Genomic DNA, 14,167 nt, shown 5'->3' on the forward strand with positions numbered 1-14,167 from the left:
CCGCCCCGGCAGGGGGAACGACGGGCGCCAAGAAGAAACCTCAGGCCGGCAAATCAACCCTGCCGAGCAAGGTCAGCCGCACCGACTAGCCCCGCCTTGTTCCCCAGCTGCGCCGCAAGCACCTGCGCATGGGGCCGCCACTGCCCACCGATCAGCCACCGCCGGAACGACTTCCGGATCGGGTCGAGCACCAGCTCTCCCTCGTCCGAGAGACCGCCGCCGACGATGAACGCGGAGGGGTCGAAGAGCGAGGCCAGGTCGGCGAGGCCCGCGCCGACCCAACGGGCCAGCTCGCGGTAGGAGTCGACGGCGACCGGGTCGCCCTGGCGCGCCGCCTCGCTGATGTGCTTGCCCTCGATGCCGTCCACGGTCCCGTCGCCAAGACCCAGCAGGATCTCCGCGGCCTCCGGCGTCGCGTTGGCCCGCTGCCGCCCGTACCGGACGAGAGCGCGCCCGGAGGCGTACTGCTCCCAGCAGCCCTGGCTGCCGCAGCCGCAGAGGAGACCGTCCGGGACGACGCGAATGTGCCCGAACTCCGCGGCCACGCCGAAGCGCCCGCGCCGCAGCTTGTTGCCGATGATGATGCCGCCGCCGAGCCCCGTGCCCAGCGTGATGACGATGACGTCCTCGTGGCCCGCCCCCGCGCCGAAGCGGTACTCGCCCCAGGCCGCGGCGTTCGCGTCGTTCTCGACGACGACCGGCAGGCCGACACGCTGCTCGACCTTGTCCTTCAGCGGCTCGTGGCGCCAGTCGATGTTCGGTGCGAAGAGAACGGTGGCGCGCTTGTCGTCGACGTATCCGGCGGCACCGATGCCGACGGCCTCCACGTCGTTCCCCTTGCCGGCCCCGGAGACGGCGGCACAGATCGCGTCCACGATGCCTTCGGCGGTCGGCGGCGTGGGCACCTTGTGGGTGTCGAGAATGGTGCCCTCTTCGTCGACCACTCCGGCCGCGATCTTCGTGCCGCCGATATCGACGCCGATGGTGAGTCCCATGTGTCCCTCAGTTTCGGTCGAGCCCCGCTACGGCCAACCGTACCCGAGGGGTGTTCAGTCCAGGTCGATGTGTTCGCCGGGGCCGGAGCCCTCGTCCCGCGGCTCGGGACGGCCGCTCGCCGCGTCGCCACCACGGGTCCAGCGACCCTCCTGGCCCTCGACCGCGGAGCGGTAGGCGGCGAGCAGTTCGGAGCCCGCGGCGGCGAGGTGGTCGAAGACGTCGGGGTTGCGCTCGATGACCGGTTCGACGGCGGCCTTCGCCTGCTGGACGACCTGCTTGACCGTCTGCTCGACGGCACCCTGCGCGACCGCGCCGAGCAGCGGCGTCTGGAGTCCGGACAGCTTCTCCGAGACGGCGTCGACGAGCTTGCGCAGCTCCTCGCCGGCCGAGCCGGGCGGCGGCCCGTACTGGGCGCGGCGCCGCGCCTTCTCCGCCGCGAGGTCCTCGGCGCACGCCTTCTCCCAGGCATCGGCGTCGGTGGCGGCCGCTTCGGGCTCGGGCACTTCGCGCTCGGTGGCATCGCTCATGACGGACTGACTCCTGCGGAGGGCGGCCTATGGGATTCGTACTCTCGACGTTACCCGAACGGCGGTAGGCCGTTCACCGTGTCCGCGGCCACAGATCGGGGTCGGGGGCGAACCGCACCCGCAGCTCCCCCTCGCGAAGTCCCGCGCCCGCGACGGTGCAGCGGCGCAGGGCGGACGGCAGGGTGACGATGCGGCGGAACGGGCCCGCCGTGACGACCAGTTCGTCGCCGCGCCGGATCAGTCCGAGCTCTTCGCGTACGGCGCCGGGGAGCGGGATGTGCCAGACGAGGACGCCGTCGTCGGCGAGGGCGTCGGTGACGGGCCACTCGGCGGCTTCCGGGGCGGCGCCCGGTGCGGGCACGTCCAGGGCGGCCAGATCGTCGGCGTCACGGGGATCGTGCCCCAGGTGCGGGAGGAGGCGCAGTTCTCCGCCGTACGTCCCCGACCACTCGGCCAGGGTCTTGCGCTGCTGGGCGACGAGCCCGGCGAGCCAGGTGTCGGCGGTGTCGTCGGGCAGCACGCGATTGGCGAGAACGGCGTCGGTGCGCAGCCCCTGCAGGGCGAGCCCGGTGGTGGCGGCGCGCACGGCGTCGGCGCCTGCGGGTCCCGGCTCGGCGACCAGCCGTACGGTCGTGCCCGCGTCCTCGATCACGGCCTGCGCGGCGGCGAGTTCGGCGTCCCAGCGGGCCGCGGTCTCGTACAGCCAGGCGGCGGGCATCGGGACGCCGGCGATCCGGCCGAGCATGGGGCGCAGGGCGCGGGCGGCCTGCCGTTCGGCCGGAAGCAGCCTGCGCAGATAGCGGCGGAGCTGCTCGGGGAGCGCGAGCAGGGCCAGGGCGCGGGGCGCCGGGGGGAGGTCCACGACCACGGTGTCGTACCCGGCCTGTCCGGCGTCGCGCAGGGCGCGCAGCAGGGCCAGCTCGTCGCTGCCGGGCAGCGGGGTCAGCTCCTCGCCCTCGAGCCGCCCGGCCCCGAGCAGGTCGAGGGCGGACTCGGCCCGCTTCTGCAGGGCGAGGAGGTCGTCGCGGAACTCTTCGCCGGGGGTCAGCCGCTCGACGGTGAGCCCCGACGCGGGGGCGGTGCCGACGCGGTCGGCGGTGATCAGGAGGGTGCGGCGCCCTGCGCGGGCGGCGTTCAGCGCGGTGGCCGCGGCGACGGTGGTGCGGCCGGAGCCGCCGGGGCCGGTGATCAGGAGGGTGCGCATAAGGGTGAACGTTACGCCGTGGCAGGTGGCGCCCCGAGGGGCGCGGGGCGCTACGCCCCGGCTTCCACCCGCTTCTTCAGACCCGCCAGCGCGCGGTCGATGATGACCTTCTCCGCCTTGCGCTTGATCATGCCCAGCATCGGGATCTTCACGTCGACGATCAGCTTGTACGTGACCTCGGTGCCCTTGCCGGACGGCTTCAGGACGTACGACCCGTCGAGCGACCGCAGCATCTGGGACTTGACGAGGGTCCAGCTGACCTCGTTGTCGCCGCTCCAGGTGTAGCCCAGCGTCTGGTCGTCCTTGATCGCGCCCGCGTCCATGACGAGGCGGACCTCCTTGGCGCGGCCCTGGTCGTCGGTGGACAGCACCTCGGCCTCCTTCACCTCACCCGTCCAGTCCGGGTAGCGCGCGAAGTCGGCGATCACCCCCATGACCTCGGCCGGTGCCGCCTCGATCGTGATGCTCGAGCTGGTGTGTTCCGCCATCGCCGTGGCTCCTCCAGATGCGGTCCGCTGCGGGGGGTGGTGTACGTGTGTGACGCGTGAAGGCTATCGCGCACCGGATGGGCCGCCGTCACCGCTCCACGGGCCGCGGCCCGTGTCACCACTCGAGGGTCCAGGGTCTGCCCGTGCCCGCGAAGTGACCCACGTTCACACACTCCGTCGCGCCGATGCGCATGCGCCGGGTGAGCGGTTGATGGACGTGGCCGAAAAGTGCGTACCGGGGGCGGGTCTTGTGAAGAGCTGCCAGCAGTGCCCGACTGCCCCGCTCGAAGCGGCGCGCGACGGTGTCGTACACGAGCTCGGGGACGTCCGGCGGGATGTGCGTACAGAGCACGTCGACCTCGCCGACGGCCTCGATCTTGGCCGCGTACTCCTCGTCGCTGATCTCGTACGGCGTCCGCATGGGCGTGCGCAGTCCGCCGCCCACGAAGCCGAAGACCCGGCCGCCGATCTCGGCGCGCTGGCCGTCCAGGACGGTGGTGCCCGGGCCCGCGTACTCCGACCACAGGGTCGGTATGTCGACGTTGCCGTAGGTGGCGTACGTAGGCGCGGGGAAGGCGGCGAACAGCTCGGCGTACTGCTTGCGCACGGCCCCTTCGATGGCGGGGCCGCGGTCTATGCCCGCCCACAGGCGCCTGCCGAACTCCCTGGCCTCGTCGAAGCGTCGGGCGGTGCGCAGCTCCACCAGGACGTCCGCGTTCTCCTCGCCGAAGAGGTCGGGGAAGATGCCGCGCGAGTGATCGGCGTAGTCGAGGAAGAGCACCAGGTCGCCGAGGCAGATCAGGGCGTCGGCGCCCTCGCCCGCGCGGGCTAGATCCTTGGTGTTGCCGTGCACGTCACTGACCACATTGATCCGGAAACCTGGCATGGCGATCACCCTAGAACGAGCGGGCAAAGGTGGGTAGAGGCCTCAGGAAGGGGCGGACCTGCGGTTACTTCCGAGTCAGGAAGTGCGTGGCGTACTGTGCGGTTCAGACCACAACGTCGTGTGACGCACCGAACATCTGGCCCGGACCCCCTACCGAACAAGCCATACCCATGGGTAACGTCCGGGCAGTCCAGTAGTGCTCCAGCCGTCTTCACCCCCAGGTTCCCCCCAGGAGCACCTGCCCGATCTTGGACCGCACCGTCGCATCGCACAACGTCGTGGCGCCGGCGCCCTATGTAGGAGCAGCAGTCTTGCGCGAGTTCAGCCTTCCGGCCCTGTACGAGGTCCCCGCGGACGGCAATCTGACCGACATCGTCCGCAGAAATGCCGTGCAGCACCCGGATGTCGCCGTCATCGGCCGCAAGGTGAACGGCAGCTGGCAGGACGTCACCGCCAAGACCTTCCTCGCCGAGGTGCGCGCCGCCGCCAAGGGACTCATCGCCTCCGGCGTCCGGCCCGGCGACCGCGTGGGTCTGATGTCCCGTACGCGGTACGAGTGGACGCTCCTCGACTTCGCGATCTGGAGCGCGGGCGCGGTCACCGTTCCCGTGTACGAGACCAGCTCGGCCGAGCAGATCCAGTGGATCCTGGGCGACTCCGGCGCCGTGGCCTGCGTCGTCGAGTCGGACGCGCACACCGCCGCCGTCGACTCGGTGCGCGACCGGCTGCCCGACCTGGTGAACGTCTGGCAGATCGAGCGCGGCGGCGTCGACGAGCTGAACCGGGCGGGCGCCGACGTCCCGGAGGAGACCGTCGACGAGCGCAGCGCGGTCGCGGGCGCCGACGACCCGGCGACCATCGTCTACACCTCGGGTACCACAGGCCGCCCCAAGGGCTGTGTGCTCACCCACCGCAGCTTCTTCGCGGAGTGCGGCAACGTGGTGGAGCGCCTGAAGCCGCTGTTCCGCACCGGTGAGTGCTCGGTGCTCCTCTTCCTTCCCGTCGCGCACGTCTTCGGCCGCCTGGTCCAGGTCGGCGCGCTGATGGCGCCGATCAAGCTCGGCCACGCGCCCGACGTCAAGAACCTCACGGACGAGCTGGCCTCGTTCCGGCCGACCATGATCCTGGGCGTCCCGCGCGTCTTCGAGAAGGTCTACAACTCGGCGCGCGCCAAGGCGCAGGCCGACGGCAAGGGCAAGATCTTCGACAAGGCCGCGGACACGGCGATCGCGTACAGCCGCGCGCTCGACACCCCGAGCGGTCCCTCGCTGGGTCTGAAGATCAAGTACAAGACGTTCGACAAGCTGGTCTACAGCAAGCTGCGGGCCGTCCTCGGCGGTCGCGGCGAGTACGCGATCTCGGGCGGCGCGCCGCTCGGCGAGCGCCTCGGCCACTTCTTCCGCGGAATCGGCTTCACGGTCCTTGAGGGCTACGGCCTGACCGAGTCCTGCGCGGCCACGGCCTTCAACCCGTGGGACCGCCAGAAGATCGGTACGGTCGGCCAGCCGCTGCCCGGCTCCGTGGTGCGGATCGCCGACGACGGCGAGGTGCTGCTGCACGGCGAGCACCTGTTCACGCAGTACTGGAACAACGAGGGCGCGACCGAAGAGGCGCTGGCCGACGGCTGGTTCCACACGGGCGACATCGGCACGCTCGACGAGGACGGGTATCTGCGGATCACCGGCCGCAAGAAGGAGATCATCGTGACGGCGGGCGGCAAGAACGTCGCCCCGGCCGTCATCGAGGACCGCATCCGCGCGCACGCCCTCGTGGCCGAGTGCATGGTCGTCGGCGACGGGCGCCCGTTCGTGGGCGCGCTGGTCACGGTCGACGACGAGTTCCTCGGCCGCTGGGCCGCGGAGAACGGGAAACCGGCGGGCTCCACGGCGGCGTCGCTCCGTGACGACGCGGATCTCCTCGCGGCGATCCAGAGCGCGGTGGACGACGGCAACGCGGCGGTGTCCAAGGCGGAGTCGGTCCGCAAGTTCCGCGTTCTTGCCACGCAGTTCACGGAGGAGTCGGGGCATCTGACTCCGTCGCTGAAGCTGAAGCGGAGTGTGGTGGCGAAGGACTACGCCGACGAGATCGAGGCGCTTTACCGGGGCTGACGGTTCGCCCACTCGCCGTGGGGGGCCGTGTTCTCCTGCGACTCCCGGTCGCGACTGGTTGCTCGCGCAGTTCCCCGCGCCCCTGCTTTCAGGGGCGCGGGGAACTGCGCGACCAGCCCATGACGGCAGTCAGTCGCCCGACAAACCCCCGCGGCATCCCACTAGGCGCTACAGCAACTCCTTCAGCCGCTCGGCCAGAAGATCCCAGCGCCACTTCTCCTCCACCCACTCCCGGCCCCGCTCCCCCATGCGCTGACGCAACTCCCCGTCGCCGAGCAGGGTGACGATGCGGTCCGCGGCCTCCTCGGGCACGCCACCCCGCACAACCCACCCCGTCTCACCGTCGAGCACCGCGTCCGGCGCCCCGCCAGAATCCCCGGCGACGACCGGAAGGCCCGTCGCCGAAGCCTCCAGGTAGACGATGCCGAGGCCCTCCACGTCCAGGCCCCCGCGCCGCGTCCTGCACGGCATCGCGAAGACGTCCCCCGCGCCGTAGTGCGCGGGAAGCTCCTCCCACGGCACCGCGCCGGTGAAGCGGACCGAGTCCGAGACGCCCGTCTCGGCGGCCAGCTTCCGCAGCTCCTTCTCGTAGGGGCCGCCGCCCACCACCAGCAGCACCGCGTCGGGCTCCCGCGCCAGGATCCGCGGCATGGCGAGGATCAGCGTGTCCTGCCCCTTGCGCGGCACCAGGCGGGAGACGCAGACCACGACGGGGCGGTCCGTCAGACCGAGCCGGGCCCGCACCGCGTCGCCCCCCGAGCCGGGGTGGAACGTCTTCTCGTCGACGCCCGGCGGCAGTTGCACCATCCGCCCGGCCGCCGCGGGCGTCAACGCGGCGGCGATCCGCGAGCGGGTGTACTCACCGAGATAGGTGATCGTGTCCGTCGACTCGCCGATCCGGCGCAGGAGTTGGCGGGAGGCGGGCAGCTGCGCCCAGCCGGCCTCGTGGCCGTGGGTCGTCGCCACGAGCCGCGTGGCGCCCGCCTTGCGCAGCGCGGAACCCATCAGGCCGAGCGGTGCCGCCGCCCCGAACCACACCGACGTACAGCCGTGTTCACGCAGGAGCGAGACGGCGCGCCGGGTGACGCGGGGGGTCGGAAGGAGCATCGTCGTGGGGTCGCGTACGACCTTGAAGGGCTGCTCGGCGTCGAAGGCGGCCGTCGCCTCGGCGCCCTCGCGGCCGCGCTTCCAGGTCGAGGCGTAGACGACGAGCTGCTCGGGGTCCAGGCGAAGGGCCATGTTGTGCAGGAACGCCTGGATGCCACCGGGCCTGGGCGGGAAGTCGTTCGTGACGATCAGGGTCTTGTGCATCGTCGCCGACAGTACCGAAAGCCGACGGCCGCGCGGCACGGCCCCGCCTCTTGGGTCATCTACGGTTCCGCCCGGCATCATGACTGCGCGAATCACGATGAAACACATGAAAAGGGGCTCGATGCGCGTGGCGCGGATCCTGACCGTCTGGTTCCTGACGAGGACGCTCCTGCTGCTCTGCGTCCTCAAGGTGCTCACCGCCCCCGGCCCCGACGTGACCAGCGACGTCTCCGTCATCTACCAGGGCTGGTACGAGGTCCTGCGCACCGGCACGTTCCCGCTCGACGACGTCACCTGGCAGTACCCGCCCGCCGCGGCCCTCGCGATCCTCTCCCCCGCGCTGCTGCCGTTCCTCGCCTATCCCACGGCCTTCTACGTGCTCGCCCTGCTCGCCGACGCGTTCGTCTGCGCGCTGCTCCTGTACGCGGGCCGGCGGCCCGGCAGGTCGCCGCGCGGGGCCTGGGTGTGGGTCGCGGGCGTGGCACTGCTCGGGCCCACCGTCTATGCCCGGTACGACGTGCTGGTCACGGCCGTCGCGGTCGCCGCGCTGCTCGCGGGCGCCCGGCATCCGCGCACGCTGGGCGCGCTCGCCGGGTTCGGCGCGCTGCTCAAGGTGTGGCCGGTACTGATCCTGGCCGGGACCCCGCGCGGGCGGGCGACCCGGCGCTCCTGGGGCGCGGCCGTCGTGACCGCGCTCGGCCTCGCCCTCGCCTTCCTGGTGACGATGCCGGGCGCGCTCGCCTTCCTGGCCTTCCAGCGCGACCGGGGCACCGAGGTGGAGTCGCTCGGCGCGCTCGTCTTCCATGTCGCGCGGCACTTCGGCTGGCCGGGGCGGGTGCAGCTCAACTACGGCTCTGTGGAGTTCCTCGGCCCGTACGTCCCGTTGGTGAGCACGGCCGCGCAGGCGCTGTCCGTGGCGGCCTTCTGCTGGCTCGTGGTGTGGCGGCTGCGGGCGCGGGCCTGGTCGGCGGGGACGGTCGCGGACGCGGCGTTCGTCACCGTGCTGATGTTCACGGTGACGAGCCGGGTGATCAGCCCGCAGTACCTGGTCTGGCTGGTCGGGGTCGCGGCGGTGTGCCTGGCCTTCCGCACCAGCCGGATGGTGCTTCCGGTCCGTCTGGTGCTCGCCGCCTCGTTCGTCACGTTCCTGGAGTTCCCGGTCTGGTTCTCGCACGTGGTGACCAGTGATCCGCTGGGCGTCGCCCTGCTCCTCGTACGCAATGGCCTGCTCGTCGCGGCGACCCTGCTCGCCTGCCGGAACCTGTGGCGGCGGACGGTGTCCGAGCCGCGCGGCCCGGAGCGCGGACCGGCCCTCTCCGGAGAGGTCAGCCCAACTGCTCCCGCAGATACGTACGCCACCGCGCCGTGAACTCCTCCGGAGTGGTGTCGAGGACCTCCTTCATGGCGTCCTCCACCGCACCGGGCCTCTTCTTGTGCTCGCCGACCGCTTCGTAGAAGGCCGTCAGACGTTCCTCGCCCCACTGGTCGGCAATCATCCGGCAGGCCAGCCACGCGCCTTCGTAGGCCTGCGCCAGCTTCCCCGCGTCCCCGCTGAAGCCGAAGTCGCCGTCTTCGGGGAGCGCGGCCGGCAGCCGCGACTCCTGGACGGCGCGCCGCAGTTCGGGCGCCGCCTGCGTGGCCGAGCGGCCCGTGCCCCGGTAGCCCACCCAGTCGGCGAGGCCTTCGGAGAGCCACAGCGGGGTGGCCGGTGAGGTGTCCGCGCGGGTGGCGACATGGGTCGTCTCGTGGGTGAGGACGACCTGCTTGCCGAAGTCGCCGAGCACGCCGTACGCCTCCGGGTTGACGATGATCCGGTCGGCCGGCGTCCGCCCGGAGCCACCCGCCTCCCCCGTGGTCACCGCCGCGATCCCCTGGTAGCCGGAGGCCGGCGCCCCCAGCAGCCCCGCCATGCCGTCCAGGGACTCGGGCACGAGCACGACGACCCGCTCCGGCCACTTCCCCGGCCAGGCGTCCCGCACCGCCGGCACCGCGCGGTCGGCGAGCTCCGCGTAGCCGCGCAGCTCCGCGGTCTCCCGCTCGCCCCGCCCGACGCCCAGGACGAGGCTGTGCGTGCCCCGTACGGACGCGACGGGCCCCTGGTCCCAGAGTTGCTCGGTGGCCTTCTTCGCGGGCCGCTCGGCGGCGACGTACCACCGTCCGTCGCGCTCCTTCAGCGAGAGCGAGCGCAGGGTGCTGAGCGGCGCGCGGTCGTAGCCCTTGATCCGGTAGCGCAGCTCGGCGGTGGCCGTGGCGCGGGTGCCGTCGCGGTCGAAGGCGGTCAGGCGGTACTCCCACGAATCCAGCGGGACGTCGCGGAGGTTGTCGTAGGCCTCGGCCGGGCGCCCGGTCGCGCGGTACGCCGCCGCGTCCCGGTCGAGCACCGCGTCCGCGCGCCGCTCCAGCAGCCGCCGCACCTCGACGGGGGCGGCATCGGGAGCCGTCGGCCCCCCGCACCCGGCGAGCAGCGCGGCACAGAGCGCCGGCACCCCCCAGACACGCCAGCGACCAGCCATGACTCAGATCGTACGGCGAGCGGGCGGCGCGACGCCGGTCAGATCCGCGTCACCGACGACACCGGCATCATGCCCACCGGGTCGTAGCGCACGGCCGCTCCGGGGTAGGGCGCGTGCACGACCTGGCCGTTGCCCATGTACATCCCGATGTGACTGGCGTCGTCCCGGTAGGCGACGAGGTCACCGGGCTGCGCCTGGGCCAGCGGCACCTGCCGTCCGGCGTACCGCTGGGCCTGCGAGGTACGCGGCAGACCGACGCCCGCCTGTGCGTACGACCACTGCGTGAGCCCCGAACAGTCGAAGCCGGAGGGGCCGTTGGCGCCCCAGATGTACGGCTTGCCGACCGCCGAGCGTGCCGCGGCGATGGCGGCCGCGGCCCGCGACGAGGCGGGCGCGGCACCGCCGGGGTCGGGCAGCTCGCCGCGGCCCGAGCGCGACGCCCTGTCGTACGCCGCGCGCTCCTGCGACGGCAGGGAGTTGAGCAGCCGCCGCGCCTTGGCGAGCTTGTGCTCGACGGTGCGCTTGTGGCGGGCGACGGCGGTGCGGCTCTTCTCCAGCTCGGCGAGTTTGCGGGTGGCCTCCGTGCGCTCCTGGGTGAGGGAGCGCTGGGCCCGCCGCAGGTCGGTGAGTTCGTCGGCCTGGCGGGCGCCGATGCGGTCGAGCGCCGCCGCCTTGTCCAGATAGCCGTCCGGGTCGGCGGAGAGCATCAGGGCGAGCGAGGGGTCGATGCCGCCCGAGCGGTACTGCGCCCCGGCGAGCGCGCCGAGCGCCCCGCGCATCGTGTTGATCCGCTCCTGGCCGCGGGCGACGCTGTCCTTGGCCCGCTCCACCTGCGTGCGCAGGGTGTCGGCGCGCTCGTCGGCCTTGTTGTACGACTCGGTGGCCTTCTCCGCCTCCTCGTAGAGGCGGTCCACCTTGGCCTTGGTGTCGGACGGGGTGTCCTGGGGAGCGGCGCCCGCGGGAGCGGCTCCGAGAGCGGCGGCAGCGGTGGCCGCCGCGACGGAAAGAACGGTGCTGCGGGTGCCACGCGCACCCCGGTCGAGTCCGGAATCTGCGGGACGACGATGGGATCCCAAGGGAAGCCGCTCTCCTCTTCCGCTGACGCCCCCGACGGTCGGGGAATGCGCGCGACATTGACGTCCTCCGCGGCACGGCGGCCGAGGCTCCGGCCTGCCGGCCCGCGTCGCGGACCGGCTTCCGGCGGGTTCCTGCTTCACGGGCCCCTGCCGGACGCTGCGTTCCGGTCTTACGCGTGCCTCCACAGGCGTCACTTCCCGCCCGTCCGGCGGTAGGCCCGGCGGCCGGAGCTGACGGACAGCGCGCAAGCTATCACGCAACGCGACGGGGGTCGCCCATACTCAGCCGGACGCCCCGCCATCGACGCAGGTCGAGGACGGGGCGTTGAGTCAGCGGCAGTCGGCGGAATTCGCCCGTTCGGGCGGCACGCCGGTCGTTTCAGATGCGGACGCCGAACTGGAAGGAGCCGATCGTGCTCATCGACTCGTAGCGCACCACGGCACCCGGCTTCGGGGCGTGCAGGACCTGGCCGTTGCCCGCGTAGAAGCCGACGTGCGCGAGGCTGTTGAAGAACACCAGGTCGCCCGGCTTCAGCTCGCTGCGGCCGATCTTCGTGCCGTCGTTCTGCTGGGTGTAGGTGGTGCGGGTGATCTGCACACCGGCCTGGTTGTAACCCCACTGCGTGAGGCCCGAGCAGTCGTAGGAGTTGGGGCCGCTGCCGCCGGAGACGTACGGCTTGCCGAGCTGGGTCGCGGCGGCGCTGAGGGCGGCCTGGCCGCGCTGCGAGGCCGGGGCCTCCTTGCCGAGGTCCACGCGGTCGCCGGCATCGCGGCTCGCGCGCTGCTCCTTCGCGGCGAGCTCCGCCTTCTCCTTGGCGGTCAGGGTGTTGAGCAGCTTCTGGGCGGCGCCGAGCTTGCTCTGGACTTCCTTCTTCTTCTTGCCCAGTTCCTTGCGCGTGTCGGCGAGGTCCTTGAGCTTGTCGGAAGCCTCCTTGCGCTCCTGCGCGAGGGTCCGCTGCTTGTCCTGGACCTTCTTGAGCGCCTCGACCTGCTGACTGCTCAACTGGTCCATGGTGGACGCCTTGTCGAGGTAGTCGTCCGGGTCGGCGGAGAGGAAGAGCTGGACGGAGGGGTCTATGCCGCCGGAGCGGTACTGCGCGCTGGCCATCGAACCGAGGCCGCTGCGCAGGTCGTTGAGGTCCTCCTGGCCGCGGGCGACCTTGTCCTGAAGCTCGCCGATCTCCTTCTCGAGCTTCTCCTGCTTCTCCTTGGCGCCGTTGTACCGGTCGGTGGCCCGGCCGGCGTCCTCGTAGAGCTTGTCGACCTTGGACTTGACCTCGTCCTTGCTCGGCTTCTCGCTGGGCGAGGCGTTGGCGGCCTGCGAGGTGAGGGCCACGGCAGCGGCGGCGGTCGCGGTGAGCACGGTCACACGGGCGCGGCTCGGCTGCTTGGGTCGACGGTGGGACGCCACGAAGGCGGCTCCTTCTTCCTCCAGCCGCCTACCGAGACCCGGTGGGCGGGTACCACCGCTGTCACCCCGGATGGGTGATCAACCGAGCGGAGGTTCGAGGCGAGACCCTAGTGACCTTCTCGTGATCAGTTCAAATCCTGACCATGAAAAAGTCGACGGTCCGGCGCATTCTTTACCCTTGACGCACAGGCAGTGAGGGGCAATTGACGCTACGTCGCAACAGGCGTCGCCCCAATTCGGGCATAAGGAACAGCAGTTACTCAGGCACCCTTAGCCGCGCGAAAGCCGCTTCAGGAGGACGACCGAAGCGACCGGCCGCGCCCCCGCCTTCGCGATCCCGTCGGCCACTTCGCGGTCGGTCGAGACGACGACCACGGGGCGCCCTGGAGGCTCCGCGCGCACCAGCTGGCGGATCAGTTCGTCCGCCGTGACGCCCGGCTTGGAGAACAGCACCCGCACCCCGCGGGGCGGCGCGAGCAGCACGGGCGCGGCGAGTTCGGCCCCGTCGAAGACGCACGTCACCTCGGCGCCGGTCTGCGCGGCGAGCTGCGAGAGCGAGCCGAGCAGGCGAAGGCGCTGCTTCTCCAGCGGCATCGTCGGATAGCCGGTCTTGGTGACGTTGTAGCCGTCCACGACCAGGTGCGCCTGCGGCAGCGCGAGGAGCTGGTCCAGGATGGCCGGATCGTTCTCGGAGAGCGCGCGGGCCGCGATGTCCTTCGGCGTCATCCGCCCCGGCTCGACGGCGTCCACGGTCTCGGCGGGCCGCACCGACACGGGCGGCAGGGCGAGTTCGCGGCGCAGCCCCTGCGTGGCCTCCAGGACCGTGTCCAGGAGCAGCCGCACCCGCATGTCCTCGACGCTGCGGCCCTCACGTGCCGCCCTGCGGCTGGCCTCAAGGGCCGCCTCGGTCTCGCCGAGCCTGGCCTTGAGCCGCCGGGTCTCGCTCTCGGCGGCGGACACCTGCGCCTGGCCCTCGGCGCGCACCGCGTCGGCGTCGGCAGCGGCCTTGCGCAGGGCCGCCTCGCCGCGCTTGACGTCGCTGAGCGCCCCGCGCAGCTTGCGATGCATCGATTCGGCTTCCTTCTTCGCCGCCTCGAGCTCGGTGCGCAGCCGCTCCGTCTCGGCCTTGGTCTGGCCGCGGGCCGCCGCGAGTTCCTCGCGCAGCCGCTCCAGCTCGGCCCTGGTCTCGTCGTCGACGCGCTCGGCGTCCGCCCGCTGGGCCTCCTCGCCCGCGGCGGTCACCAGCTTCACCCAGCCGGTGGGGCGCAGCACATAGGCCGCGGCCGCCACATCGAGCGGATCCGCGGCCGGGGGCGGCGAGCCCGCGTCCAGGGCGCCGGTGAGTTCGGGCTGGGCCTCTCTGAGACGTTCGCCGATGCGCTGCCGGAAGAGCGCGTCGCCCTCCAGGGCGGTCGCCATCGCGTTGCCGGCGAACTTCACGCGCCGGGTCGGGGTGAAACGGGCGTACTGCCGCAACTGGGCGGGCAGTTCGCTCACCGTGAGACCGCCGAAGCCGTCCGAGACGATCTGGACGACCCGGCGGCGCACCCCGTCGGGCAGCGGGCGGTCGAGCACCTCAGCGGCGCCGTCGTCCGGCTCCCCGCTCGCGCTCTCCACCATCGCTCACCCCACTAGCTGTGCGGGGCC

Annotated in this window: 12 protein-coding genes; 2 read left to right on the forward strand and 10 right to left on the reverse strand. The window is 72.1% G+C overall.

Going from position 1 to position 14,167, the window contains the following annotated elements:
- Positions 1–53: 53 nt before the first annotated feature.
- The 5 genes from ACIBKX_RS02105 to ACIBKX_RS02125 form a co-directional block, all read right to left on the reverse strand.
- Entirely contained in the window at positions 54–995 is a 942-nt protein-coding gene (locus ACIBKX_RS02105) for an ROK family glucokinase (protein WP_363272536.1), read from the reverse strand.
- 54 nt (positions 996–1,049) lie between these two features.
- Positions 1,050–1,523, reverse strand: a complete 474-nt coding sequence (locus tag ACIBKX_RS02110) for a DUF5304 domain-containing protein (protein WP_363272537.1) — start codon at positions 1,521–1,523, stop codon at positions 1,050–1,052.
- A 73-nt stretch (positions 1,524–1,596) separates the two neighbouring features.
- On the reverse strand, positions 1,597–2,727 hold the full coding sequence (locus tag ACIBKX_RS02115; RefSeq protein ID WP_363272538.1) for an ArsA-related P-loop ATPase: 1,131 nt from the start codon (positions 2,725–2,727) through the stop codon (positions 1,597–1,599).
- A 50-nt stretch (positions 2,728–2,777) separates the two neighbouring features.
- A complete protein-coding gene (locus ACIBKX_RS02120) occupies positions 2,778–3,215 on the reverse strand; it encodes an SRPBCC family protein (RefSeq protein ID WP_363272539.1) in 438 nt (145 codons plus the stop codon).
- A 115-nt stretch (positions 3,216–3,330) separates the two neighbouring features.
- On the reverse strand, positions 3,331–4,080 hold the full coding sequence (locus tag ACIBKX_RS02125; protein ID WP_363272559.1) for a metallophosphoesterase: 750 nt from the start codon (positions 4,078–4,080) through the stop codon (positions 3,331–3,333).
- A gap of 332 nt (positions 4,081–4,412) precedes the next feature.
- Between ACIBKX_RS02125 and ACIBKX_RS02130 the strand changes: the two genes are divergently transcribed.
- Entirely contained in the window at positions 4,413–6,209 is a 1,797-nt protein-coding gene (locus ACIBKX_RS02130; RefSeq protein WP_363272540.1) for an AMP-dependent synthetase/ligase, read from the forward strand.
- A 168-nt stretch (positions 6,210–6,377) separates the two neighbouring features.
- On the opposite strand, the gene ACIBKX_RS02135 is transcribed toward ACIBKX_RS02130, so the two are convergent.
- The gene (locus ACIBKX_RS02135) at positions 6,378–7,520 is read right to left on the reverse strand and encodes a glycosyltransferase family 4 protein (RefSeq protein WP_363277294.1); all 1,143 of its coding nucleotides are present in this window, start codon (positions 7,518–7,520) and stop codon (positions 6,378–6,380) included.
- A gap of 106 nt (positions 7,521–7,626) precedes the next feature.
- Between ACIBKX_RS02135 and ACIBKX_RS02140 the strand changes: the two genes are divergently transcribed.
- Positions 7,627–8,889 (forward strand): glycosyltransferase family 87 protein, encoded by a 1,263-nt coding sequence (locus ACIBKX_RS02140; protein WP_363277295.1) that lies wholly within the window; start codon positions 7,627–7,629, stop codon positions 8,887–8,889.
- Here ACIBKX_RS02140 and ACIBKX_RS02145 read toward each other — a convergent pair.
- The 4 genes from ACIBKX_RS02145 to ACIBKX_RS02160 all read right to left on the reverse strand — a co-directional run bounded on the left by ACIBKX_RS02145 (position 8,846) and on the right by ACIBKX_RS02160 (position 14,140).
- Positions 8,846–10,033, reverse strand: coding sequence for a hypothetical protein (locus ACIBKX_RS02145; protein WP_363277296.1), 1,188 nt, complete (start codon positions 10,031–10,033; stop codon positions 8,846–8,848). The two genes, ACIBKX_RS02140 and ACIBKX_RS02145, sit on opposite strands and share 44 nt — an antisense overlap.
- Positions 10,034–10,071: 38 nt before the next feature.
- The gene (locus ACIBKX_RS02150; RefSeq protein WP_363277297.1) at positions 10,072–11,109 is read right to left on the reverse strand and encodes an NlpC/P60 family protein; all 1,038 of its coding nucleotides are present in this window, start codon (positions 11,107–11,109) and stop codon (positions 10,072–10,074) included.
- A gap of 379 nt (positions 11,110–11,488) precedes the next feature.
- Positions 11,489–12,520, reverse strand: a complete 1,032-nt coding sequence (locus tag ACIBKX_RS02155) for an NlpC/P60 family protein (protein ID WP_363277298.1) — start codon at positions 12,518–12,520, stop codon at positions 11,489–11,491.
- 270 nt (positions 12,521–12,790) lie between these two features.
- The gene (locus tag ACIBKX_RS02160) at positions 12,791–14,140 is read right to left on the reverse strand and encodes an NYN domain-containing protein (RefSeq protein ID WP_363277299.1); all 1,350 of its coding nucleotides are present in this window, start codon (positions 14,138–14,140) and stop codon (positions 12,791–12,793) included.
- Positions 14,141–14,167 lie beyond the last annotated feature (27 nt).

It is taken from the genome of Streptomyces sp. NPDC050658, from assembly GCF_044457025.1.
Classification (GTDB): Bacteria; Actinomycetota; Actinomycetes; order Streptomycetales; family Streptomycetaceae; genus Streptomyces.

Coding starts and splice junctions, on each gene's coding strand:
- ACIBKX_RS02115 (WP_363272538.1), bottom strand. CDS start 2,727: ATGCGCACCCTCCTGATCACCGGCCCCGGCGGCTCCGGCCGCACCACC.
- ACIBKX_RS02145 (WP_363277296.1), bottom strand. CDS start 10,033: ATGGCTGGTCGCTGGCGTGTCTGGGGGGTGCCGGCGCTCTGTGCCGCG.
- ACIBKX_RS02110 (WP_363272537.1), bottom strand. CDS start 1,523: ATGAGCGATGCCACCGAGCGCGAAGTGCCCGAGCCCGAAGCGGCCGCC.
- ACIBKX_RS02135 (WP_363277294.1), bottom strand. CDS start 7,520: ATGCACAAGACCCTGATCGTCACGAACGACTTCCCGCCCAGGCCCGGT.
- ACIBKX_RS02105 (WP_363272536.1), bottom strand. CDS start 995: ATGGGACTCACCATCGGCGTCGATATCGGCGGCACGAAGATCGCGGCC.
- ACIBKX_RS02120 (WP_363272539.1), bottom strand. CDS start 3,215: ATGGCGGAACACACCAGCTCGAGCATCACGATCGAGGCGGCACCGGCC.
- ACIBKX_RS02140 (WP_363277295.1), top strand. CDS start 7,627: ATGAAAAGGGGCTCGATGCGCGTGGCGCGGATCCTGACCGTCTGGTTC.
- ACIBKX_RS02160 (WP_363277299.1), bottom strand. CDS start 14,140: ATGGTGGAGAGCGCGAGCGGGGAGCCGGACGACGGCGCCGCTGAGGTG.